Raw genomic sequence first — 20,520 nt, forward strand, 5'->3', positions numbered from 1 at the left:
CTGAAGTGTTGGATGCTGATTCGTGAGCAACAAGAACAGTTTCTATGCTGCCAGCGGGATGGCTCTATTCCCCCTAGCAAACGCTTTAGCGTTTGCGCTTCCGCTAGCATCCTGCGAGGCGACAAGACTTGGGGTATGGCCGGGATGGCCGCCTGCTATGGAACTCATAGCGAGTAATGGGGGTTCAAGGCGGCACAGGCTTTGCGGACGGTGTCTGCGAGAACGCCCTGCAGGGGGTGCGGCGCTGCGATTTCCGGAAGAAGCATATTCACCTGATAATCGATGGCAACGGTCAGCGGCCGCACTACCAGGTCCGGTCCGCTGAGTTCCAGTGCGGTGAAAGGGTTTACGATGGCAACGCCCAGGCCCTGACGCACCATGGCGCAGACAGCCACTGCGCTCGTGGTTTCAAGCAGGGTTGCGCGATGTACTTTAGCCTCCTCGAATATCGCATCAATAGCGGTTCGATACGGGTCGCCAACCGCGAGACTGATGAAGCGCTCGCCTGTAAAGTCGCGTGGTTGCAGTCGCGCCTTGCGGCACAGGCTGTGATCACGTGGCAAAACAGCCACTTCATTGACTTTCAGTAAGGGCTGCAAGGCAACGCCAGCAGGTGCCTCTTGGGTTTCACTCAGTCCCAGGTCAAAACGCTGTTCACTCATGGCTTGCTCCAGCCAGGGCGACTCCAAGGGATGCACGCTGACGCCTTGTTCAGGGTGTGCATGTGAGAGATCTACCAGTGCGCGGGGTACCAAGGCATGGGCCAATGCCGGCAAACACGCAATGCGCAGGCGACCTGTCGTTTGCGTGCGCAATTCGCTAGCGCGCGCTGCGATCTGTTCCAAGCCGATAAACGAGCGTTCTACTTCCTTCATCAGCGCAAGTGCCCGCACGGTAGGTCGTAATCGGCCCCGCACCCGATCAAAAAGGTTAAACCCCAGTAACTGCTCCAGACGAGCCAGCTCGCGACTCAAAGTGGGCTGGCTTGACGCGCACGCGTCAGCTGCACGCCCCAGGTTGCCGTGGAGCATGATGGCGCGAAACATTGTCAGCTGGCGATGAGTTAAATTCATATCAATATTGTATAGCTACACAACAAGAATGGCATTGATTGAATAGACCATGAAGGAGATCATCCACCCATGAACCCTTTTACTCCCGCTACCATCGCTCCTTTGGCCCAGCAGTTCGGTACCCCGCTGTGGATCTATGATGCCGACACCATTACGCGCCAGATTGCCGCTCTGCGGTTGTTTGACGTCGTGCGTTTCGCTCAGAAAGCCAACTCCAATACACACATCCTTCGCCTCATGAAGCGACAGGGCGCAATGGTGGACTCGGTGTCTTTGGGTGAAATCGAACGCGCGTTGGCTAGTGGTTTTACGCCGGGCTTGCACAACGGGCACGCAGACATCGTGTTCACGGCCGATCTGCTGGACCGCGCTACGCTTGCGCGCGTGGTGGAACTCAATATTCCCGTGAACTGCGGCTCCATGGACATGCTGGACCAATTGGGTGCGGTCACCGCGGGGCACCCGGTGTGGCTACGCATCAACCCAGGTTTCGGGCATGGCCATTCCAAGAAAACAAATACTGGTGGCGAGCATAGCAAGCATGGCATCTGGCATGGCGACCTAGTACGCGCCTGCGAAAAGATAAAGTCCAACGGCCTGGCCTTGCAGGGCCTGCACATGCATATCGGCTCAGGCGTGGACTACGCGCACCTGCAGGAAGTGTGCGGTGCCATGCTGAAGCTGGTAGAGGTAGTGAATACGCAGGGTTTGGACCTGCACGCCATCTCCGCAGGCGGCGGTCTGTCCGTTCCCTACCAGGCCGGTGAACCCACGATTGATACGGCGCACTACTTTGCATTATGGGATGCAGCGCGCCATGCCGCGGAACAACTGCTGGAGCACCCAGTGAAACTGGAAATAGAACCGGGCCGCTATTTAATGGCCGAGTCCGGCGTGCTGGTCACTGAGGTACGCGCCACGAAGCAACAGGGCGCCAACCATTTTGTGATGGTGGACGCCGGCTTCAGTGATCTGGCTCGCCCGGCCCTATACGGCGCGTACCACGGCATGGAGTTGATCCGCTCTGATGGCACAGCGGTTAATGGCCTGCAGTTTGACACGGTGGTTGCCGGACCTCTGTGCGAGTCGGGAGATGTGTTTACGCAGGGAGAAGGTGGCGTGGTGTTGCACCGGTCCTTGCCGCAGGCGCAGGTGGGAGATCTGCTGGTGTTGCACGACACCGGCGCGTATGGCGCCTCCATGTCATCGAACTACAACGCGCGCCCGCTGATTGCCGAAGTGCTGATGGAAAATGGTGAGCCCCGGCTTATTCGACGAAGGCAGACTGTGGCTGAGTTGCTCGCGCTGGAGGCGGTGTAAGGCGCACACAATGGCCTTGGCAACGCAAATGCCCGTCAATGTCCTCAATCTCCCTGGCCTGCAGGTGCTCGACTTCAAGGAAACCGATACCGACTACCATGTGAAGGCAGCGCCGACCATCGTTTCCAAGCTCTGCCCACACTGCGGGCGCTCCAACGAAACCGTTACCCACGCTCAGAAAACGTTGTTCATCCGCGACCTTCCGTCCCACGGCAAGAGCGTAGCGGTTCACCTCGATGTGCCGCGTCTGCGCTGCAAGCCCTGTGGCAAAACCTTCACGGCAGCGGTGCCCGAAGTCGATACCGCCCGCCAGATGACAGAGCGCCTGGCCAAGTGGGTTGGGCGTCAGGGGCTGGAATACACCTACGCCGAGATTGCCAAGCAAGTAGGGATCGACGAAAAGACCGTCCGCAATGTCTTCGATGAGTATGTGGCGGAACTGGAGAAAGAGTTCAAGCGAGAAACGCCGGTCTGGCTGGGCATCGACGAAATCAAGCTGGGCCGCTTCCGGGCAGTCTTCACCAACATCCAGGGCCGGGCACTGATCGACATGCTACCCGACCGCTACGGCACGTCCATTGTTGCTTTCCTGCACTCCCTGCCGAACAAGGAACGGATCACGCACGTTGCCACGGATATGTGGCGTCCATACCGGATCGCCGTCCAGCAAGCCTTGCCGGATGCCAAGCTCGTGGTGGACAAGTTCCACGTCGTCAGCAAGGCCAATGCCTCGTTTGATGCGGTCAGGCGCAGCATCGGCAACCAGGACAAGAAACGCCACGCCCTCGGACTGAAACGCGCCCACAAGCTCTTTGCCAAGCGCCAAGCCGATCTGGATGATGAACAGCACCTGACTGTTTCCGGATGGCTCAACAGCTTCCCGCTGCTGGCCGCTGCTTATGACTTGAAGGAACGGCTCTACAAGGTCTATGAGGTAGAAACGAAGGAAGAGGCATGGGGCGAGTATCTGGCTTGGGAAGCCAGCATCCCGGATGAGCTTGCCCAACCCTTCCGGCCCGTGAAGACGGCTTTCCGGAACTGGAAGACCTACATCCTGAACTACTTCGACGATGAGCGCGTCACGAACGCCTTTACCGAGTCGTTCAACGCCAAGATCAGGCGGGTATATCGGGATGGGCGGGGCTACACCTTCGAGCGGCTGCGGGCCAAGGTGCTGTTCACCGACAAGCTGCAAAAGCGGGTGCACATCCAGGAGAAGGTCAAGGTCAGGAAAAAGCCGAAGTTCGAGGAAGTCGGCATGGCTCGCATGTACCTCATGACGCGCATGGTCTGTGAAGAAAGAGCGGAATACGAGCTACGGATACAGATCCGGCAGGGCAACCTCGGAACTGACCTGACCACCTTGGAGGCTCTTTTCGACTCAGGGCTGTTTTAGGCCGTTACCCCCGTCCGTCCACCGGAAAATCCGGATACCCTCATTAGCGCTACCGGATTCAGAAGAGGCGGGCGAGTAGGGCGGGTACGGCGTTCTCCACGCGCAGGATACGCTCACCCAGCTGGACCGGCTGCAGGCCGGCTTCCTGGAGCTTGGTGACCTCATAGGGAATCCAGCCGCCTTCCGGACCTATCGCCAGGGTCACGGGCTCGTTCAGGGCGCGGGGGCAGGCCGGATAGTCGCCTGGATGGCCGACCAGGCCGCGCGTATGGGCTGCCAGAGCCGGTAACCGATCCTCGACGAAGGGCTTGAAGCGTTTTTCGATCAGCACCTCCGGCAGCACCGTATCTCGTGCCTGTTCCAACCCCAGGCGCAACTGCTCCTCGATAGCAGCGGGCTCGAGAAAGGGCGTCTGCCAGAAACTCTTTTCCACCCGGTAGCTGTTGAGCAGCACCAGACGCTCAACACCCATGGCGGCAACGGTCTGCAGCACGCGGCGCAGCATCTTGGGCCGGGGCAGGGCGAGCAGCAGGGTAAGCGGCAGCTTGGCCGGTGGCGGCTGATCGAGGGTCACCTGCAGGCGGGCCTGGGTGGCATCCAGGGCCTCGAGCTGACCGGTACCCATCAGCCCATCCAGCAGGCCCACCCGCAGCTGATCTCCGGCCTCGGCCTGGTGGACTTCACGAAGATGGGCGAGGCGGCGCTGATCGCGCAACACGACCTCGCCAGCGGCCGTGAAATCGGCCGCGTCGAGCAGAATTAGATTCACGGGCGTTCGGCGGGCGGTTGCGGCTCGGGGGTGGCGTCTTCATCGTCCAGAGGGCGTTCGCGCTTCTGTACGAAGCGGCCGAACAACAGGCCGATCTCGAACAGCATCCACATGGGCACGGCCAGCATGGTCTGGGAGAAGACATCGGGAGGCGTCAGCAGCATGCCGACCACGAAGCAGCCGATGATGACGTAGGGTCGAATCTTCTTCAGATAGGCGACATCCACCACGCCGATCCAGATCAGCAGTACCGTAGCCACGGGGATCTCGAAGGCGACGCCGAAGGCGAAGAACAGCGTCAGGATGAAATCCAGGTAGGCGTTCAGATCCGGCATCATCATGGCGCCTTCCGGCGTGATGCTGCTGAAGAAGTGGAAGATGAGCGGGAACACCAGGAAGTAGGCGAAGGCCATGCCGGCATAGAACAGGATGATGCTGGAGATCAGCAGCGGGATGGCGATCTTCTTCTCGTGGCGGTAGAGACCGGGCGCCACGAAGCCCCAGACCTGGTGCAGGATCACCGGCATGGCGATGAACAGGGACACCACCAGGGTCAGCTTGAAGGGTGCCAGGAACGGCGAGGTGACGTCCGTGGAGATCATGGTCGCGCCTTCGGGCAACACGCGACGGATCGGCTCGGAGGCGAAGGCGTAAATCTTCTGGGCGAAGTAGAACAGCCCAAGAAAGATCAGAAAGGTTGCCAGTACGCAGCGCAGGATGCGCGTACGCAATTCGGTCAGGTGCGAGACCAGGGGCATTTCCTGGTCGTCGTGTTCGGAAGGCTTGTCGCTCATGGTGCTCTTGGCGGCGTCTGGGGCGGATCCTGCGGGCGTTCGGCAACCACGTCCTGGGGCATGGGCGGAGCAGCGGCGGCGGGCGGCGTCGGGGCTTCCGGGGTGGCGGCAGCGGGCTTGGGCCGGTTATCGCGCTGTTCCATGGACAGGATATGCTCGTTGCGCAGTTGCTGGCGAATTTCGTCAGCCCCTATCTCCCGCTCGACCTCCTGGCGGATGTTGTTGAAGCTCCGCCGCAAGCGACCGATCCACAGGCCCGCGGTGCGCGCCGCACCAGGCAGGCGCTCTGGACCCAGCACCAGCAGGGCGACGAACCCCACCAGCATCATCTCGGGAAAGCTGATTCCGAACATGTGGGGGCCTTAGTCCTTGCGTACCACCGGCTCTTCGACCTTGCGGTGCTCGGCGTCGAAGGTCTGGGGGCGGCTCAGGGGCGCATTGGGGTTGGCCGTGGTGGTGGACGGCTGCTCGGGCTTCTCGTCTTCATCGCTATGCATGGCCTTGCGGAAGCCCTTGATGGCTTCGCCGACGTCGGAGCCGAGGTGCTTCAAGCGCTTGGTGCCGAAGACGACCACGACGACGAGCAAGATGACGAGCCAGTGTTTCCAGTCGAAGATACCCATGGTTTTTCCTCGTTGCGAAGCTTGTGGTCAGGATTGAGTGCGGGCCGCCTTCTCGGCGTGCCCGGAGAGGCCGAAGCGGCGGTCCAGCTCGTCCAGCACGGCCTGCGGGTGCTGGCCAAGCGCCGAGAGCATGATCAGGCTGTGGAACCAGAGGTCGGCGGTCTCGTAGATGAGATCGTCGCACTGACCACTGACGGCAGCGTCCTTGGCGGCAAGAATGGTCTCGACGCTTTCCTCGCCGACCTTTTCCAGGATCTTGTTCAGACCCTTGTGATAGAGGCTGGCCACGTAGGAGGAGTCCGGAGCGGCCTGCTTGCGTTCTTCCAGCACCTGCGCCAGGCGCGCGAGGGTGTCAGTCATGGCCGTGACCTCCGGCATAGATGGCGCTGGGGTCCTTGCGCACGGGATCGACGATTTCCCACTGGCCGTCGCGCAGTACACGATAGAAGCAGCTTTCCCGGCCCGTGTGGCAGGCGATGCCACCGAGCTGTTCGACCTGCAGCACCACCACATCGGCATCACAATCCAGGCGCAGCTCGAGGACGCGCTGGATATGCCCGGATTCCTCGCCCTTGCGCCACAGTCGGTTGCGCGAACGCGACCAGTAGACGGCACGGCCTTCGGCGGCGGTCAGGGCCAGGGATTCCCGGTTCATCCAGGCCATCATCAGGATACGCCCCGTGGCGGGGTCCTGGGCAATGGCCGGTACCAGGCCATCGCTGTTCCAGTGGATCTCGTCTAACCAGTTGCTCATGTGTCTGTTCGATACTACGAATTAGGGTACTGGGCTCTGTCTGAAAAATGCCTGCGCTCGGTCATGCGGCGTTAAAAATCCGTTCGGAATGCTCATTTACCACTCGTAAACTCCGCTTCCTCACGGATTTTTGCCTTGCCTGACCTTCGCTCGGCGACTTTTCAGACAGGCCCTAGCCTCGCACAAGACGCGGTCCGAATACAGCGGCAAGGCACCAGTGGCTAAGGGGTTGTATGTCGCCCGATGAACAGGGCGGGTGACAGCTTAAAGGAGTTCAGCGCCTGATCACCAGAACCAGGCCGCCGACCAGCATGGCCCAGGCGGGCCAGGCCTGAGCGTGGGGTTCCAGGCCCAGCTGGGTGGCGCCGACCAGCAATACGGCACCTATCACCCGGACGATCCAGTCGTCGTTGCGGCTGCCCCAAGGATTGGGCGGGTCCTTGCGGTGCGGTTGGGTGATCCGTTCCAGGGTATCGCGAGCCATCTGCGCCAGGTGCGGGATCTGCTCCAGTTGCTGCTGGATATTGCGGGCGATCTGCGGCGGGCTGAGCCGCTTGCGCATCCACTTTTCCAGATAGGGCTTGGCGGTGGACCAGAGGTCCAGGTCCGGATAGAGCTGGCGACCCAGGCCTTCGATGTTGAGCAGGGTCTTCTGCAGGAGCACCAGCTGGGGCTGGATCTCCATGTTGAAGCGGCGGGCCACCTGGAACAGCCGCAGCAGCAGCTGGCCGAAGGAGATGTCCTTCAGCGGCTTCTCGAAGATGGGCTCGCAGACGGTACGGATGGCCGCCTCGAGCTCGTTGACCTGGGTATTGGCCGGCACCCAGCCGGAGTCGATGTGCAGCTGGGCGACCTTGCGGTAGTCGCGCTGGAAGAAGGCCCAGAGGTTACGCGCCAGGTAGTCCTGATCCTCGGGGGTCAGGCTGCCGATGATGCCGCAGTCCACCGCGATATAGAGCGGGTCCCAGGGCTTGGCGGTGCTGACGAAGATGTTGCCGGGGTGCATGTCGGCATGGAAGAAGCTGTCGCGGAATACCTGGGTGAAGAAGATTTCCACCCCACGCTCGGCCAGCAGCTTGAAGTCGGTCCCCTGGTCGCGCAGCGCGGCCAGATCGGTCACCGGAATGCCGTAGATGCGCTCCATGACCAGCACCCGCTCGCGGCACCAGTCCCAGTAGATCTGCGGCACATAGAGGCGCTCGGAGCCCTCGAAGTTGCGCCGCAGCTGGCTGGAGTTGGCGGCTTCGCGCAGCAGGTCGAGTTCGTCGTAGATGGTTTTCTCGTAGTCACTGACCACGTCCATCGGATGCAGCCGGCGCGCTTCCGCGGAGAGCTTTTCAGCGGTGCGGGCCAGCAGGAACAGCCAGGCGATGTCCTGGCTGATGATGCCTTTCAGACCGGGGCGTACCACCTTGACCACCACTTCCTCGCCGGTACGCAGCTGGGCGGCATGCACCTGGGCCACCGAGGCCGAGGCCAGCGGCTGATGGTCGAAGCGGGCGAAGGCCTGTTGCAATGGCACCCCGAGCTGGGACTCGATGAGTGCCACGGCTTTTTCCGGAGGAAAGGGTGGAACCTTGTCCTGCAGGAACATCAGCTCGTCGGCGATATCCTCGGGCATCAGGTCGCGCCGGGTGGAGAGGATTTGGCCGAACTTGATGAACACCGGCCCCAGGCCTTCCAGGGCCAGACGCAGCCGGGCGCCGCGCGGCAGGGTCTTGCTCGGGCGCGGCAGCCAGCGCCAGGGCATGAAGTAGCGGGTGGCGCGCAGGTACCAGGGCAGCGGCAGGGCGAAGACGATATCGTCGAGCCGATAGCGGATGACCACGAAGAGGATCCGCAGCAGGCGGCTGAGAGCAGCGAACAGCTTCATTCGTCGGGGTTATCCCTGGCGTTGCGGGCGGCGCCCAGGCGGTCGAGACGGGCTTCGAGGCGGTCCACGTCCAGGCGCAGGGCGTCGATCTCGGCGAAGCGCGCTTCGCCTTCGAGACGACCGACGAGATGGCGGCTTTCCTCGTTCAGCCAGTTGGACAGCGTCAGTTGCAGACTGTCACGACCCTGCTGGCCGAGTGCCTGACCGCGGCGTGCCAGATCACCCAGCAGCGCTGCCGGTAGCGGACCCAGCCAACGGCTGACCTCGTGCTGCCAATCCAACTCCAGGTTTTGCAGGATGTCGGCCAGCTCGATCAACAGGGTGCTGTCGCCTTCCAGGCGTACGTCCGGCTGGTGCAATACGCGCTGCTTGTCCCGGGCGAGAGCCAGTTCGGCCAGGCGCGTCGCCGGGGCGCTCAGGGTGCAGTCGATGTCACCCTCGTGATGGGCGGCAAAGTGCAGGCCGTCACCCGCTGGCAGGACATAGAGGCGCAGGCTGGGCTGCCGGGCCTGCACGGCTATGACGCGCCCCGTCAGGCCTGCCAGGCGCGGCAGGGCCACCGGATCGAGTGCCAGCAAGGGATTCAGGCCACGCTCGAGCGCGGCGAGCAACGCCTGGGTGACGAGCGCCATCAGGGTTTGATACCGCGATGCAGGGCGACCACGCCACCGGTCATGTTGTGGTAGGAGACACGGGCGAAGCCGGTCTCTTCCATCATGGCCTTGAGGGTCTGCTGGTCGGGGTGCATGCGGATGGATTCCGCCAGGTAGCGATAGCTGTCGGCGTCACCGGCCACCAGCTTGCCCATCAGCGGCAGGAAGCCGAAGGAGTAGGCGTCATAGGCCTTGGAGACCAGCGGATTGGTCGGCTTGGAGAACTCCAGCACCAGCAGCCGGCCACCGGGCTTGAGCACGCGCAGCATGGAAGCCAGGGCCTGGTCCTTGTGGGTGACGTTGCGCAGGCCGAAGGCGATGGTGATGCAGTCGAAGTGGTTGTCGGGGAAGGGCAGCTTCTCGGCGTCCGCCTGGACGAAGCGCACGTTGCTGGCCACGCCTTCGTCGAGCAGGCGATCGCGGCCGACCTTGAGCATGGAGTCATTGATGTCGGCCAGGACCACCTCGCCGGTGGGGCCGACCAGGCGGGCGAACTGCTTGGTCAGGTCGCCGGTACCGCCAGCGATGTCCAGCACCCGATTGCCCCGGCGCACGCCGGAGAGTTCGATGGTGAATCTCTTCCACAGCCGGTGGATGCCCGCCGACATCAGGTCGTTCATCACATCGTACTTGGCGGCCACCGAATGGAAGACTTCCGCGACCTTGTAAGCCTTCTGGCTTTCCGGAACGCTCTGGTAGCCGAAGTGGGTCTGGGATTCGGCCTCGGGGCCTTTGCGCGGATCGCTCATGGGGCTACACCTGGGACAGGGACAAGAGGGCATTCTAGCAGGGGGATCGCCCGGCTTGCCTGGCTAAAACCTGGCTGACCGCTCGGTTCTCGCGATTGGCGACGTGGCGGGCCCTCGCTATAGTCATGGCCCTTTATCCGGAGTTCCCCGATGTCCCAGATCACCATCGAACGCAGTCATTCGCTCGGCCTGGAAAGCGTGCGGCAAAAGGCCAACCAACTGGCCGAGAAACTCACGAGTGACTATGGCGTTGCCTGTACCTGGGAAGGCGATACCCTGAAGTTCGCCCGCAGTGGCGTGGATGGCCGGATCGAGGTGGCGGAAGACCGCGTGCGGGTCGCGGCCACCCTGGGGATGATGTTCTCGATGCTCAGCGGCCAGATCGAGAAAGAGATCGAGCGCAAGCTGGACAAGGCGCTGGCGAGCTGATCCGGGGGCTCAGAGCATCAGCTTGACCGCGCTGACATGCGGATCCCGCGTCTTGCCGGCGCGGGCTAGTTTTTCCAGGTAGTCGGCCCAGAGCTGGTCGCGGCGGCTGCCGAGTTCGTAGAGATAGTCCCAACTGAACAGACCGCTGTCGTGGCCATCGTCGAAGGTCAGCTTGATGGCGTAGCGTCCGGCCGGTTCCACGGCGGTGATACCGACGTTTTGTTTGCCGAATTGCAGCACTGGATTGCCGTGCCCCTGGACCTCGGCTGAAGGCGAATGCACCCGCAGGAATTCGGCGGGCAGGTCGAAGGCTTCCGCGCCATAGCTGACGCTAAGGGTCTTCGAGGCCTTGTGGAGCTGGATGGCGGTGGGGGTGCGCATATTGGGTTCTCTTGGCGGCGTTTTGGCCCTGCCCGGGCAGAGCCATCGCGGCCATGGGCCGCTCCTACAGCAGCGTCATTCCCCGTAGGAGCGGCCCATGGCCGCGATCAGGTAAGTATCGGGGCCCTTAGGAGCGGCCGCATCGGCGGACCGCCATGGCCGCGATCAACCAGGCCTACCGTCACAGTATATAGCGCGACAGGTCTTCGTCCTGGGCCAGTTCGCCGAGATGGCCGTTCACATAGGCCGCATCGATGACGATGGGCTCGCCATTCTGCTGACCGGCCAGATCCGCGGCGCTGAAGGACACCTCTTCCAGCAGGCGCTCCAGCAGGGTGTGCAGGCGCCGGGCACCGATGTTCTCGGTCTTCTCGTTGACCTGCCAGGCGATCTCGGCGATGCGGGTGATGCCGTCGGCGGCGAAGTCCACGTGCAGCCCTTCGGTCTTGAGCAATTCGCGATACTGCTCGGTGAGGGAGGCATGGGGCTCGGTGAGGATGCGCTCGAAGTCGTGCGGGGTCAGCGCCTTGAGTTCGACGCGGATCGGCAGGCGGCCCTGCAGTTCCGGCACCAGATCGCTGGGCTTGGACAGGTGGAAGGCGCCCGAGGCAATGAACAGGATGTGGTCGGTCTTGACCATGCCCAGCTTGGTGTTGACGGTGCAGCCTTCGATCAGCGGCAGCAGGTCGCGCTGCACGCCTTCGCGGGAGACGTCGGCACCACTGGTGTTGCCACGCTTGGCCACCTTGTCGATCTCGTCGATGAAGACGATGCCGTGCTGCTCGACAGCCTCCAGGGCCCGGCCCTTGAGTTCTTCCTCGTTGACCAGGCGCGCGGCTTCTTCGTCGCGGACCAGCTTGAGGGCTTCCTTGACCTTGAGCTTGCGCTGCTTGGTCTTGCCCTTGTTCATGCCGGCGAAGAGACTCTGCAACTGGCTGGTCATCTCCTCCATGCCGGGCGGGGTCATGATCTCGACACCGGCCGGGGTATCGGCCACCTCGATCTCGATGTCCTTGTCGTCCAACTGGCCTTCGCGCAGGCGCTTGCGGAACAGCTGACGGGTATTGCTATCGGTCGCGGCCGGCTGGGGCTCGTTGCTGAAGCCCACCGAGGGCCGGGCGGCGGGCAGCAGGGCATCGAGGATGCGCTCTTCGGCGGCGTCTTCGGCACGGTGGCGATTGCGCACCATTTCCTGCTCGCGCAGCATCTTCACGGCCGCGTCGGCGAGGTCACGGATGATGGACTCGACGTCACGGCCGACATAGCCGACCTCGGTGAACTTGGTGGCTTCCACCTTGAGGAAGGGCGCGTTGGCCAGCTTGGCCAGGCGTCGGGCGATCTCGGTCTTGCCCACGCCCGTGGGGCCGATCATCAGGATGTTCTTGGGCGTCACCTCGGGGCGCAGCTCGGCGGGCAGCTGCATGCGCCGCCAGCGGTTGCGCAGGGCGATTGCCACGGCGCGCTTGGCGTCGTCCTGGCCGATGATGTGGCGATTGAGCTCGTGGACGATCTCGCGGGGGGTCATGGACATGGTCGGTCTCTAAACCGGATCACGCCTGGGGCGCGTCCAGCTCCTCGATGGTCAGGTTGCGGTTGGTGAACACGCAGATGTCACCGGCGATGTTCAGGGCGGTCTCGGCGATCTCGCGGGCACTCAGCTCGGTGTGCATGAGCAGGGCGCGGGCGGCGGCTTGGGCATAGGCGCCACCGGAGCCCATGGCGATCAGGCCCTCTTCGGGCTCCACCACGTCGCCGTTGCCGGTGATGATCAGGGAGGCGTCCTTGTTGGCCACGGCCAGCATGGCTTCCAGGCGGCGCAGGGCACGATCGGTGCGCCAGTCCTTGGCCAGCTCCACGGCGGCGCGGACCAGATGACCCTGGTGCTTCTCGAGTTGCGCCTCGAAGCGCTCGAAGAGGGTGAAGGCATCGGCGGTACCGCCGGCGAAACCGGCCAGCACCTCGCCCCGGTACAGCCGCCGGACTTTCTTGGCGTTGCCTTTCATGACGGTATTGCCCAGGGAAACCTGGCCGTCGCCGCCGATCACGACCTTGCCGTTGCGGCGTACAGAAACGATGGTGGTCAAGGGAATCTCTCCGCGTTGCTTGGGGCCGTCAGCCCCGGTTACGCGGAGATATGGGGATGGCCGCGACGCCCTTCAAGCGTCGCGGGGGGTGATTCGCCGAATCAGTGACCGCGGCGCTGTTGCAGCAACAAATTCTTGAAGCCGCTGCCGGCGAGTTGCTTCTGCGCCTGGGTCAGTTGGTCGCGATCGCTGTAGGGGCCGACCAATACCCGATACCAGGTGTCGTCCTTGACCTTGCCCGACTCCACGCGCACGTCCTGGCCGAGCATGATGATCTGGGCGCGGACCCGGTCGGCATCGGCCTGGGTACGGAAGGAGCCAGCCTGCAGGAAGAACAGGGTCACCGGCGGCTGGGCCTTGGTGGTCGCTTCCTTGGCTGGGGTGGCCGCGGTCTGGCCTGGGGCGGTACCCGGCGTGGCCGGGGTCGCGGTGGTGGACTGGCCCGGCTGTCCGGGTTGGGCTGTCGCCGTCGCGGCATCGGGTTTCGCCGGGGTGGTCGGCTTGGCGGCTGGCGCGCGCGGCACGGCGTCCGGCGGCACTATCACCTCGGATTCCGGCAGCAGGGTGTAGAAGTCGTACTTGGGCTTAATCGGCGTCGGCGGCGTGCCTTCGGTCTTGGCTGCGGCAGCCGGCGTCTTGCCATTGCCCGCGCTGGCCGCGGGGCGACCTTCTTCCGGCTTGGCGCGCTGCACCGCCTTGTTGCCCGGTTCCAGCTTCATCAAGAAGACCACGAAGGCGCCGATGGCCAGGCCCGACGCGAGCCAGACCCAGCCGGGCAGCGGCTGCTTCTTGGGGGCCGAGGTATTGCGACTGGCGCCGCGCTTGGGTGGGGCTTTCTTGGCCATCGGGCGGTGATCCGTCTCTTACATGCGGTCCAGGGTGTGCAGGCCGAGGAGCTCGAGGCCCTGCTTGAGGGTGCGTCCGGTAAGGGCGGCCAGGCGCAGACGGCTCTGGCGCAGCGCCTGATCCTCGGCGGTCAGGATCGGGCAGTTCTCGTAGAAGCTGGAGAACAGGCCGGCCAGGTCGTAGAGGTAGCTGCACAGCAGGTGCGGGGTGCCCTTGTCGCCGACGCTGGCGAGGATCTCGCCGAATTGTGCTAGACGCCCGCCGAGGTCCTGCTCCTGGGGGGCATCCAGGCGGATGCTGCCGGCGGGTTCGCTCTGCCCGGCCTTGCGCAGCACGCTGGCGACGCGGGTGTAGGCGTACAGCAGATAGGGCGCGGTATTGCCCTCGAAGCTGAGCATCTGCTCGAAGTTGAAGCTGTAGTCACTGGTACGGTGCTTGGAGAGGTCGGCGTACTTGACCGAGGCGATGCCCACCACGCGACCGATGTGGCGCAGTTCCTCTTCGCTGAAGGGTGTCTCGCCGCGCTCGGCGCGTCCGGCGTTGCGCTCCTTGACCAGTTGGTAGGCACGCTCCTCAGCTTCGTCGAGCAGGTCGACCAGCTTGACGGTGCCGCCGTCACGGGTCTTGAACGGGCGGCCGTCGGCGCCGTTCATGGTGCCAAAGCCCATGTGCTCCAGGTCCATGGCCGGATCGACGAAGCCGGCGCGGCGCGCCACCTCGAAGGCCATCTGGAAGTGCAGGGCCTGGCGCTGGTCGACGAAGTAGAGCGCCCGGTCGGCATGCAGCTGGCGGCTGCGATAGCGCATGGCGGCGAGGTCGGTGGTGGAGTAGAGATAGCCGCCACCAGCCTTCTGCACGATCACCGGCAGGGGGTTGCCCTCGGCGTTCTTGAATTCATCGAGGAAGACGCAGCGGGCGCCATCGCTCTCGGTGAGCAGACCGGCGGCGTCCAGATCGGCCACCACCTGGGCCAGGTCATCGTTGTAGGCGCTCTCGCCCTTGACGTCGGCCGGGGTCAGCTTGACGTTGAGGCGGTCGTAGACCTCCTGGCAGTGGGACAGGGAAACGGCGTTGAATCTCTCCCACAGGCGCAGGCAGTGAGCATCGCCGGCCTGCAGCGCCACCACCAGCTCGCGGGCGCGGGCGGCGAATTCCGGCGAGGCATCGAAGCGGCCCTTGGCGGCGCGATAGAACACCTCCAGGTCAGCCAGTTCGCCCTCGGCGGCCTGGGGCTGCTCTTCCATGTAGGCCAGCAGCATGCCGAACTGGGTGCCCCAGTCGCCGACGTGGTTCTGGCGAATCACCTCGTCGCCGAGGAATTCCAGCACCCGTGCCACGGCATCGCCGATGATGGTGGATCTCAGGTGGCCGACGTGCATCTCCTTGGCCAAATTCGGCGAGGACAGGTCCACCACCACGCGCTGCCGCGGATCGTGCTTGGGCACGCCCAGGTGCGGATCGGCAAAGGCTGCGTCCAGCCGCGCGGCCAGTTGCGCGTGATTCTGGAAGAAATTGAGGAAGCCGGGGCCGGCGATCTCCACCTTGCTCACCGCCGGATCGGCGGGGAGGGCGGCCAGCAGTTTCTCGGCCAGGTCGCGCGGCTTGGCCCGGGCCGGCTTGGCCAGCAGCAGGGCGACGTTGCTGGCGAAGTCGCCGTGGCTCTTGTCCTTGGTGTTCTCGACCTGGATGGCCGGGGCGACGTCGGCCGGCAGGGTGCCGTCGGCGATCAGGCGGTCGAGGGCGTGCTGGATGAGCTGGCGGATGCTGTCTTTCATGGTCGTTGGCCTTCGGCGTGCGCCGAGCGCGCACTGCGATGAAAACCCGGCATTATCCGTGGCTGGCCCGGCCTTGCCAATGGTAAGCCGAAATCGCTAGAACAGATCGATGGGATCGACGTCCAGTGACCAGCGCACCTGGCGCGCTTCCGGCAGGCTTTCGAGCTGGACCACCCAGATCCCCAGCAGTCGATGCAAGGGCGCGCGGCTACTGCTTTGCAGCAGCAACTGGGCTCTATGACGCCCCGCGCGCCGCTCCATCGGTGCCGGCACCGGGCCGAGCAATTCCACCTGGGGCAGGGCGAGATTCACCGCCAGTCCCTCGGCGACGTGGTAGGCCGCTTCCAGGAAGTTTTCCACCTGATCCTGGCGATGCGCATCGGCGCGCAGCAGCGCCAAATAGGCGAAGGGTGGCAGGCCGGCGGCGCGACGCTCCTGCAGGGCCTGGCGGGCAAAGGCCGGATAGCCTTCCTCGGCCAGTTGCACCATCAGCGGATGATCGGCCAGGTGGGTCTGGATCAGCACCTGGCCGGGTTCCTCGGCACGACCCGCGCGGCCGGCCACCTGGACGATCTGCTGCGCCATGCGCTCGCTGGCGCGGAAGTCGGCGGAGAACAGGCCGCTATCGGCATCGAGCACGGCCACCAGGGTCACCTTCGGAAAGTGATGCCCCTTGGCGAGCATCTGGGTGCCGACCAGGATGCAGGGCGCACCGCTGTGGATGGTGCGCAGCAGTTTGCCCAGGGCGTCCTTGCGCGCCGTGGTGTCGCGGTCGATGCGCAGCACCGGAATATCCGGAAACAGCAGTTGCAAGCGCTCCTCGGCGCGCTCGGTGCCAGCCCCCACCGGGCGCAGGTCGAGCTTGCCGCAGGACGGGCAATGCCGCGGCGGTGCCTGGCGGTGATCGCAATGATGGCAACGCAATTCGCCGGAGCCGCGATGATAGGTCATGCGCGCATCGCAGCGCGGACACTGGGCCAGCCAGCCACAGTCGTGGCAGAGCAGGGTAGGGGCGAAACCGCGGCGATTGAGGAAGACCAGTACCTGCTGGCCGCGCTCCAGGGTCGCGCCTATGGCTTTCAGCAGCGGCTGCGACAGGCCACTGTCCAGCGGACGGCTGCGCACGTCCAGTCGCTCGAAGCGCGGCGGTTGGGCCCCGCCGGCACGCAGCGACAGGCGCAGATGGGCGTAGCGCCCCTGGTCGGCGTTGTGCAGGCTTTCCAGCGAGGGCGTGGCCGACCCCAGGACCACCGGCAGATTCTCGAAGCGGGCGCGGACCACCGCCAGATCGCGGGCGTGATACCTCAGGCCTTCCTGCTGTTTATAGGAGGCGTCGTGTTCTTCGTCGACGATGAGCAGGCCGGGGTGCTTGAGTGGGGTGAACAGCGCCGAGCGGGTACCCACTACTATGTCCAGTTCGCCATCGCGGGCGGCCAGCCAGATGTCCATTCGCTCGCGATCGGTCAGCGCCGAGTGCAGCAGGGCGATGCGGGCGTTGAAGCGCTGCTCGAAGCGGCCCAGGGTCTGGGGCCCCAGGTTGATCTCCGGGATCAAGAGCAGCGCCTGGCGGCCCGCCTCCAGGGTGGCGCGGATCAATTGCAGATAGACCTCGGTCTTGCCGCTACCCGTCACGCCCTCCAATAGATAGCAATGAAAGCCGCTGCCGGCGCGAACCGCCTCGTAGGCCAGGCGCTGTTCGCTGTTGAGCGGCAATTCGGCCTGGGCCAGCCAGGCGCCCTGATGGCGAGTCGGCTGGTGATAGCGGGTCTCCACCTTGACCAGACCCTTGGCCTGTAGGAGGTCGAGACTATCCTTGACCAGCCCGAGCTGGCCGAGCAATTCATGCAGCACGCCATGGGGGTGCTGGCGCAGGGTCTTGAGCGCCTCGCGCTGTCGCGGTGCCCGGGCCAGGCGCGGGTCTTCCGGACGGGCATCGGGCTGGGCGATCCAGAAGCGCTGGAGACGCCGCTCCGCCGGTTCCCCCTGACGCAAAAGGGCAGGAAGTGCCCAGCTCAAGGTGTCACCGAGGCTGTGCTGATAGTACTGGGCGGACCACTGGCAGAGTTCGAACAGGGCGCTCGGCAGCGGCGGACGCTCATCGAGCAGCTGCAGGGCCTTGCGCAGCTTGTCCGGCGGTACCTCGGTCTCCTGGGCGACCTCGATCAGCACCCCGACCACCTCGCGGCGGCCGAAGGGTACCCGCAGCCGCACGCCCGGACGCAACTGCTCCTCGGCCGCACCCTTGGGCGGCAGGTAGTCGAACAGGCGACGCAGCGGGGAAGGCAGCGCCAGGCGCAGGATCAGGGGCACGGCAAGGCTCGCAGGGCTAAAGCCCGATGGTAGCAGACGGGCGGTGTGGGGGTTGCTTGCACGTCCTACCTGCTCTGGTATGATTCGCAGCCCAAATCTGTGCGGTATCCGGCAATGGCGCCGGGTGGCGGCACAGCTAGACCCCGAGGATAGTTCCATGAAAGCTGATATCCATCCGCAGTACGATGCCATCGAAGCCAACTGCAGCTGCGGCAACGTCATCAAGACCCGCTCTACCCTGAGCAAGAACATTCACCTGGACGTCTGCTCCGAATGCCACCCGTTCTACACCGGCAAGCAGAAGGTCCTGGACGCTGGCGGCCGTATCGACCGCTTCAAGCAGCGCTTCGGCGTGTTCGGCAGCAGCAAGTAATGCGCTGCCGTCGACCATCTCAGTATGGCTCGACACTGAAGAAGGCGTCCCTCTGGGGCGCCTTTTTCGTTTCGGCCCTGGTAACCGCACCTTTGGCCCTGGCCGCGGAGTGCCCCCTGCTGCCCGGCGGACAGGAGGTCGAGGTCCGGCAGGTGGTGGACGGTGATACCCTGCGCCTGGTCGATGGTCGCTCCGTGCGCCTGATCGGGGTCAATGCCCCCGAGCTGGGCAAGTCCGGCGGTACGGCGCAGCCCTATGCCGAGGCTGCGCGTCGACGCCTGCAGGCGCTGGTCGATGCCAGCGATGACCGCCTGCGGCTGGTGCCGGGCGTTGAGGACGCCGACCGCTTCGGACGCACCCTGGCGCATGTCTATGACCGACAGGGGCATAATCTCGAAGCACAACTGATCGCCGAGGGTTTGGGCTACGCCGTCGCCATCGCGCCCAACACCCGGCTGGCCGCCTGTCAGGCGGTAGCGGAAGGCGTGGCGCGCAAGGCGCGACTGGGTGTCTGGAAGCAGGATCCGGCCATTGCTTCCACCGCTATCGTGGAGGGTGGTTTCGCCGTGGTGCACGGCCGTCTGCAAGACGTCGAGCGCAATCGGGGTGGGCTCTGGCTGCAGCTCGACGGCGATCTGGTGGTCAGGGTGCCAGAGCGCTTCGCGGATGCCTTCGAGGGCGTGCCGCTACGGCAATGGATCGGCCGCACCGTCGAGGCGCGGGGCTGGATTTCCGATCGCAGCAGAGGCAAGGAGGCGGGTCGGGCGCGCTGGCAGATGACCCTGAGCGACCCGCACATGCTGGGTTTGCGAGTTGAATCGTTTTAGCCGAAAGTCGTATTGCGATTGATTTCAGGCATGTGGGCGATTGCTTGTGGCACCTTGAGTCTTTGCGTATTCTCGCCCGACCCAAGACCCACACCACGCGGATATACCAATAATGTCTGATCTCAAAACCGCCGCCCTCGAATACCACGCTCAGCCGCGCCCCGGCAAACTCAGCGTCGAGCTGACCAAGCCCACCGCGACCGCCCGCGACCTGTCCCTGGCCTACAGCCCCGGCGTCGCCGAACCGGTCCGCGAGATCGGCCGCGATCCCGAGTTGGCCTATCGCTACACCGGCAAGGGCAACCTGGTCGCCGTGATTTCCGATGGCACCGCCATCCTCGGCCTGGGCAACCTCGGCCCGCTGGCCTCCAAGCCGGTGATGGAAGGCAAGGGCGTGCTGTTCAAGCGCTTCGCGGGTGTGGACGTCTTCGACATCGAGGTGGACGCCGAGAGCCCCCAGGCCTTCATCGATACCGTCAAGCGTATCTCCATCACCTTCGGCGGCATCAACCTGGAAGACATCAAGGCACCCGAGTGCTTCGAGATCGAGCGCGCCCTGATCGAGCAGTGCGACATCCCGGTGTTCCACGATGACCAGCACGGTACCGCCATCGTCACCGCCGCCGGCATGCTCAATGCCCTGGAAATCGCCGGTAAGCGTCTGGAAGAGGCCAAGATCGTCTGCCTGGGTGCCGGTGCTGCCGCCATCTCCTGCATGCGCCTGCTGGTCAGCATGGGGGCCAAGGTCGAGAACATCTACATGGTCGACCGTCAGGGTGTGGTCCACAGCGGCCGCAACGACCTGAACCAGTACAAGGCGACCTTCGCCACCGAGACCGAAAAGCGCACCCTGGACGATGCCCTCGACGGCGCCGACGTCTTCGTCGGTCTGTCCGGCCCCAACCTGCTGTCGGCCGAAGGCCTCAAGCGCATGGCGGCCAACCCCATCGTCTTCGCCTGCTCCAACCCGGATCCGGAAATCACTCCCGAGCTGGCCCACGCCACCCGCGATGACGTGATCATGGCCACCGGTCGTTCGGACTATCCGAATCAGGTCAACAACGTCCTGGGCTTCCCTTTCATCTTCCGTGGTGCCCTGGACGTACGCGCCCGGGTCATCAACGAAGAGATGAAAATCGCCGCCGCCCTGGCCCTGCGCGATCTGACCAAGCTGCCAGTACCCAAGGAAGTCTGCGAGGCCTACAAGGTCGACAGCCTGAGCTTCGGTCGCGAGTACATCATTCCCAAGCCGATGGATGCCCGTCTGATCACCCTGGTGTCCGATGCCGTGGCCAAGGCCGCCATCGAAACCGGCGTGGCCACGCTGCCCTATCCGGCGAACTACCCGCTGAAGTCGGTAGACGACGTCTTCGCCAAGTAAGGCGATACCCAATAAAAACCCCGCCGCGGCGGGGTTTTTATTGGGCCGAGAATCTCAGAGGCTGTCCAGAATATCGCGAGCTAGAGCCAAACAAGGCGAAAATGCCTGAG

General features: G+C 64.2%; 22 protein-coding genes. 6 read left to right on the top strand and 16 right to left on the bottom strand.

Translation table 11 applies throughout. From position 1 onward, the window contains the following. Window positions 1-164: 164 nt before the first annotated feature. A complete protein-coding gene (locus CCZ28_RS19600; RefSeq protein ID WP_140220482.1) occupies window positions 165-1,073 on the bottom strand; it encodes a LysR family transcriptional regulator in 909 nt (302 codons plus the stop codon). A gap of 69 nt (window positions 1,074-1,142) precedes the next feature. On the opposite strand from CCZ28_RS19600, the gene lysA reads away from it, so the two are divergent. Beyond that, a complete protein-coding gene (gene lysA / locus CCZ28_RS19605) occupies window positions 1,143-2,393 on the top strand; it encodes a diaminopimelate decarboxylase (RefSeq protein ID WP_140220483.1) in 1,251 nt (416 codons plus the stop codon). A gap of 28 nt (window positions 2,394-2,421) precedes the next feature. After that, window positions 2,422-3,789, top strand: coding sequence for an ISL3 family transposase (locus tag CCZ28_RS19610; protein ID WP_167509261.1), 1,368 nt, complete (start codon window positions 2,422-2,424; stop codon window positions 3,787-3,789). Between the two features lie 58 nt (window positions 3,790-3,847). On the opposite strand, the gene CCZ28_RS19615 is transcribed toward CCZ28_RS19610, so the two are convergent. The 9 genes from CCZ28_RS19615 to ubiE form a co-directional block, all read right to left on the bottom strand. Then, window positions 3,848-4,558 carry a 16S rRNA (uracil(1498)-N(3))-methyltransferase gene (locus CCZ28_RS19615; RefSeq protein WP_140220485.1) on the bottom strand — a complete coding sequence of 237 codons (711 nt, stop codon included), beginning with the start codon at window positions 4,556-4,558 and terminating at the stop codon, window positions 3,848-3,850. Next, window positions 4,555-5,352: a twin-arginine translocase subunit TatC gene (gene tatC, locus CCZ28_RS19620; protein ID WP_140220486.1), complete on the bottom strand. Its 798-nt coding sequence runs from the start codon at window positions 5,350-5,352 to the stop codon at window positions 4,555-4,557. Before tatC ends, CCZ28_RS19615 begins: the two co-directional genes overlap by 4 nt. Next, window positions 5,349-5,705 (bottom strand): Sec-independent protein translocase protein TatB, encoded by a 357-nt coding sequence (gene tatB / locus CCZ28_RS19625; protein WP_140220487.1) that lies wholly within the window; start codon window positions 5,703-5,705, stop codon window positions 5,349-5,351. Before tatB ends, tatC begins: the two co-directional genes overlap by 4 nt. 9 nt (window positions 5,706-5,714) lie before the next feature. Further along, the gene (locus tag CCZ28_RS19630) at window positions 5,715-5,975 is read right to left on the bottom strand and encodes a twin-arginine translocase TatA/TatE family subunit (RefSeq protein ID WP_140220488.1); all 261 of its coding nucleotides are present in this window, start codon (window positions 5,973-5,975) and stop codon (window positions 5,715-5,717) included. Window positions 5,976-6,002: 27 nt separating this feature from the next. Continuing rightward, a complete protein-coding gene (locus CCZ28_RS19635) occupies window positions 6,003-6,335 on the bottom strand; it encodes a phosphoribosyl-ATP diphosphatase (protein ID WP_058764950.1) in 333 nt (110 codons plus the stop codon). Next, the gene (gene hisI, locus CCZ28_RS19640) at window positions 6,328-6,729 is read right to left on the bottom strand and encodes a phosphoribosyl-AMP cyclohydrolase (protein ID WP_140220489.1); all 402 of its coding nucleotides are present in this window, start codon (window positions 6,727-6,729) and stop codon (window positions 6,328-6,330) included. The genes CCZ28_RS19635 and hisI overlap by 8 nt, the downstream gene beginning before the upstream one ends. 274 nt (window positions 6,730-7,003) lie before the next feature. Next, a complete protein-coding gene (gene ubiB / locus CCZ28_RS19645; protein WP_140220490.1) occupies window positions 7,004-8,602 on the bottom strand; it encodes a ubiquinone biosynthesis regulatory protein kinase UbiB in 1,599 nt (532 codons plus the stop codon). Beyond that, complete coding sequence (locus CCZ28_RS19650) at window positions 8,599-9,234, bottom strand: ubiquinone biosynthesis accessory factor UbiJ (protein ID WP_058764945.1); 636 nt, start codon at window positions 9,232-9,234, stop codon at window positions 8,599-8,601. The genes ubiB and CCZ28_RS19650 overlap by 4 nt, the downstream gene beginning before the upstream one ends. Further along, window positions 9,234-10,004 (bottom strand): bifunctional demethylmenaquinone methyltransferase/2-methoxy-6-polyprenyl-1,4-benzoquinol methylase UbiE, encoded by a 771-nt coding sequence (gene ubiE / locus CCZ28_RS19655; RefSeq protein WP_058764943.1) that lies wholly within the window; start codon window positions 10,002-10,004, stop codon window positions 9,234-9,236. The genes CCZ28_RS19650 and ubiE overlap by 1 nt, the downstream gene beginning before the upstream one ends. 150 nt (window positions 10,005-10,154) lie before the next feature. Between ubiE and CCZ28_RS19660 the strand changes: the two genes are divergently transcribed. Next, window positions 10,155-10,433, top strand: a complete 279-nt coding sequence (locus CCZ28_RS19660; RefSeq protein ID WP_140220491.1) for a polyhydroxyalkanoic acid system family protein — start codon at window positions 10,155-10,157, stop codon at window positions 10,431-10,433. A 9-nt stretch (window positions 10,434-10,442) separates the two neighbouring features. On the opposite strand, the gene CCZ28_RS19665 is transcribed toward CCZ28_RS19660, so the two are convergent. From CCZ28_RS19665 to CCZ28_RS19690, 6 genes are all read right to left on the bottom strand, one after another. Further along, complete coding sequence (locus CCZ28_RS19665; protein ID WP_140220492.1) at window positions 10,443-10,814, bottom strand: gamma-butyrobetaine hydroxylase-like domain-containing protein; 372 nt, start codon at window positions 10,812-10,814, stop codon at window positions 10,443-10,445. 181 nt (window positions 10,815-10,995) lie between these two features. Continuing rightward, entirely contained in the window at window positions 10,996-12,345 is a 1,350-nt protein-coding gene (gene hslU / locus CCZ28_RS19670) for an ATP-dependent protease ATPase subunit HslU (protein WP_140220493.1), read from the bottom strand. A gap of 19 nt (window positions 12,346-12,364) precedes the next feature. Beyond that, entirely contained in the window at window positions 12,365-12,898 is a 534-nt protein-coding gene (gene hslV, locus CCZ28_RS19675; protein ID WP_140220494.1) for an ATP-dependent protease subunit HslV, read from the bottom strand. A gap of 101 nt (window positions 12,899-12,999) precedes the next feature. Then, entirely contained in the window at window positions 13,000-13,743 is a 744-nt protein-coding gene (locus CCZ28_RS19680) for an SPOR domain-containing protein (protein WP_140220495.1), read from the bottom strand. A gap of 18 nt (window positions 13,744-13,761) precedes the next feature. Further along, window positions 13,762-15,519 (bottom strand): arginine--tRNA ligase, encoded by a 1,758-nt coding sequence (gene argS / locus CCZ28_RS19685; RefSeq protein WP_140220496.1) that lies wholly within the window; start codon window positions 15,517-15,519, stop codon window positions 13,762-13,764. Window positions 15,520-15,615: 96 nt separating this feature from the next. Beyond that, on the bottom strand, window positions 15,616-17,829 hold the full coding sequence (locus CCZ28_RS19690) for a primosomal protein N' (RefSeq protein WP_140220497.1): 2,214 nt from the start codon (window positions 17,827-17,829) through the stop codon (window positions 15,616-15,618). Between the two features lie 157 nt (window positions 17,830-17,986). Here CCZ28_RS19690 and rpmE point away from each other — a divergent pair, with 157 nt between their 5' ends. The 3 genes from rpmE to CCZ28_RS19705 all read left to right on the top strand — a co-directional run bounded on the left by rpmE (window position 17,987) and on the right by CCZ28_RS19705 (window position 20,410). Then, window positions 17,987-18,202, top strand: coding sequence for a 50S ribosomal protein L31 (gene rpmE, locus CCZ28_RS19695; protein WP_140220498.1), 216 nt, complete (start codon window positions 17,987-17,989; stop codon window positions 18,200-18,202). Next, window positions 18,202-19,029, top strand: coding sequence for a thermonuclease family protein (locus CCZ28_RS19700; protein ID WP_140220499.1), 828 nt, complete (start codon window positions 18,202-18,204; stop codon window positions 19,027-19,029). The genes rpmE and CCZ28_RS19700 overlap by 1 nt, the downstream gene beginning before the upstream one ends. 112 nt (window positions 19,030-19,141) lie before the next feature. Further along, the gene (locus tag CCZ28_RS19705; RefSeq protein WP_140220500.1) at window positions 19,142-20,410 is read left to right on the top strand and encodes a malic enzyme-like NAD(P)-binding protein; all 1,269 of its coding nucleotides are present in this window, start codon (window positions 19,142-19,144) and stop codon (window positions 20,408-20,410) included. Window positions 20,411-20,520: the final 110 nt, after the last annotated feature.

Origin of the sequence: Pseudomonas oryzihabitans (assembly GCF_006384975.1) — a bacterium.
Classification (GTDB): Bacteria; Pseudomonadota; Gammaproteobacteria; order Pseudomonadales; family Pseudomonadaceae; genus Chryseomonas; species Chryseomonas psychrotolerans_B.